Source organism: Roseateles sp. P5_B10, from assembly GCF_056400485.1.
In genome coordinates this window covers 1-3,001 of record NZ_JBFULE010000650.1, presented here as the reverse complement: position 1 = coordinate 3,001, position 3,001 = coordinate 1, and the positions used below count along the sequence as shown (strand labels likewise).

The following is a 3,001-nucleotide window of genomic DNA, read 5'->3' as shown; positions in this document are numbered from 1 at the left end:
AGCTGTGGGTGCTGCACACCTCCCGGCGCCTGGCCAGCCCGAAGGTGAAGGCCTTCGTGGACTTCATGAGCACCCGCTTTCCGGAGGGTGCGCTGGTGCTCCCGCTCAGGACCTCAAGTCAAAGCAGGTCGCCGCTGTAGCGGTCGGCCTTGGCCACGACAAAGAAAAAGCCGCTCAGGCAAGCTGAGCGGCTTTCGGGGCTGAGCCCGTTGGGAGCTTAGAACGAGTAGGTGCCGCGCACGTAGTAGGTGCGGCCCGCTGCGTTTGCGTAGCGCGAATCCCAGCCACCAGACTGGAACAGGTCGGCCTGGTTGGTGAACGGCGGGTCGCGGTCGAACAGGTTGCGAACGCCCAGCACCAGGGAAGCGCCCTTGATCGGCGACCAGCTGCCGTACAGGTCGGTCGTCGTGAACGCCGAGACGTGGTTGGTCGGCGTGAAGTCCACGTAGCCGGACTTGTAGTGCACCGCCGTACCCAGAGCGAAGCTGCTGTAGGCCCAGTTGGCCGTCAGGTTGTGCTGCCACTTGAAGATCGGGCCGGCACCGGAGTAGATGCCAACGTTCTGGTTCCACGGGCCCGACGGGTAGTCCTGGTACTCGTACTTGTTGACGAAGGTGCTGTTCAACGCGAAGTCGAACTGGCCGACGTTGGAACGCAGGCGGTACTGGGCGCTCAGGTCGATACCGTTGGTGTTGGTGCCGCCCAGGTTCTGGTTCAGCTGTTCAACGTAACCGCACTTCGGACCCGGGCAGTTGCTGGTGATGGACAGCAGGTTGCCGGGCTGGGAGAAGTGGAAGTACTGCTGCCACTGCGTGTAGTTCTGGAACAGCGTCGACTGCGGCAGCACGGCGATCGCGTTCTTGATCTTGATCGCCCAGAAATCGATGCCCAGGCTCAGGTCGGTCATGGGTTCGAACACGGCGCCCAGGGTGTAGTTCTTGGCCTTCTCAGGCTTCAGATTGGGGTTGCCGCCGTTCTGGACCTGGAACTGACCATTGCAGTTGGCCTGCGATGCGCCGGGGATGGGGGTGCCGCCCGGGCAGTTGATCGGGTTGTTGAAGTTGCCGGCCGTGTTGGTGAACGAAGTCGAGCTGTAAAGCTCGAACAGCGTCGGCGCGCGGAAGCCCGTCGATGCCGAGCCGCGGAACAGCATTTCCTTGCTGGGCTGGAAGCGGAACGACAGCTTGGGATTGGTGCTGTCGCCGAAGTCGCTGTACTTGTCGTAGCGCACCGAGCCGGTCAGCTCAAGCATCTTGTTCACCGGCACGTTGACTTCGGTGTACAGGGCGCCGACCTTGCGCGTGCCCTTGGCCGTCGCATCTGGATCGACGCCGGTCGACGCCGAGACGAGTTGGGCAAATTCCTTGACCGGGTGCGAATCGTAGTTTTCCTTGCGGTACTCGCCACCCACGGCGATCTGCGCCGGGCGGCCAGCGCCCAACCAGTCACCCAGTTCGCGGCTCGCCATGATCTTGAAGATGTTGATCTTGCCGGTGGCGGTCTGCAGCTTGCCGTTCAAGGCCGCCTTTTCCAGCAGGGCGGTGCCGGCGGCGCTCTGGGCGCCGAAGGGGTTGATGACGCCTTCGAGCAGGCCTTCACCGATCATGTCGCCGTCACCGTAGCCACCCGTCAGGTTCTGGTCGACCGTGTTCTTGTTGGCCGAGAACTTGACCGAGTAGTCCCAGTTGAGGGCGTTGCCTTCGGCCGACAGCACGATGCGGCTTTGCTTGTTCTCGTTCATCTGGGCGCGCGAACCGTTCGGGAAATCGCGCCAGAAGACGTAGGCGAAGCCCGGCTGCACGGCCACCGGGTTGGCGAAGGCAGCAGAGGGGTTGAAGATGGTAAGGCCGGCCGTGCCGTCATCGAAGGTCGGGTCGATGTGCGCCGTGGGGAAATAGGGGTTCTTTTGACCATTGGGCATGGTCGGGTTCATGTAATAGCCGCCGTAGGGCACGGGGGCGATGCGCGTCGTGACCCGGTTGCGGGTCAGGAAGCCTTCTGCACCCAGTTCCAGCGAATCATTGACGCGCAGCGTGCCCTTGAGCATGCCGGACGCCGTGTCCGACTTGGGCGCGAAGTCGACGAAGTTGGGCGTGACGATCTTGCACTGCGTGCCGCCAGCAATCGGGATCAGGGCGGTGCCCGCGCAGGCCGGAGCGGCCGGGTTGTAGAGCGCGCTGAAATCCTGGGTGTAGTTGGCGGGATCGGTGCTGTTGGACAGGCCGCCGACGATGCGCTTGTTGAAGTCGCGCTCGTTGCCGGCGATCGGGTCTTCCTTCTTCATGCTGAGGAAGCCGGAGAGGTTGAAGCCCTGCTTGTCCAGCTCGCCGAAGCCGAAGCCGACGTTGGCGCTCTTGGCGCGGCCACCCTTGTGCTTGGGCGAGTCATAGCCCAGCGTGATGGTGCCGCCGTTGTAGCTCTTCTTCGTGATGAAGTTGATCACGCCGCCGATGGCGTCCGTGCCGTACAGGGCCGAGGCGCCGTCGCGCAGCACTTCGATGCGGTCAATCGCAGCGAAGGGGATCATGTTCAGGTCGGGCGCCGAGCCGTCGACCGCGTTGTTGGCGATGCGCTCGCCGTTCAACAGCACCAGGGTCTTGTCGGCACCGATGCCGCGCAGGTCGGCGAAGGATGCGCCGCCGCTGCCCGAGCCGATGGACTGCGCCGCATTGGTCGACTGCTGGACGCCCACCAGGTTGGCCATCACCTGTTCGACGGAGGTCACGCCGGCACTGCGCAGGTCAGCCATCTTGACGATGGTGACAGGCACGCTGGATTCGGCGTCGATGCGCTTGATCGCCGAACCGGTGACGGTCACTCGCTCGATCTGCTGCGGTTCCGCGGGGGCTTGTTGGGCCCAAGCGCTGAGACCGCCGACGGTCATCAGGACCGCGGCGGCGATTTTGGTTTGCTTATGCATCACTGCTCCAGAAAGGAATGGCAAGCGGGTGTGTTGCCAGACGGTTCAGCCAAGAGACAAACCGCCCGATCGGGCGGCGGC

The 3,001-nt window shown here is 63.7% G+C and carries 1 protein-coding gene; it reads right to left on the bottom strand.

Going from position 1 to position 3,001, the window contains the following annotated elements:
• Positions 1 to 217: 217 nt before the first annotated feature.
• Entirely contained in the window at positions 218 to 2,920 is a 2,703-nt protein-coding gene (locus AC1DU6_RS25410; protein ID WP_477860482.1) for a TonB-dependent receptor, read from the bottom strand.
• Between the last annotated feature and the right edge of the window lie 81 nt (positions 2,921 to 3,001).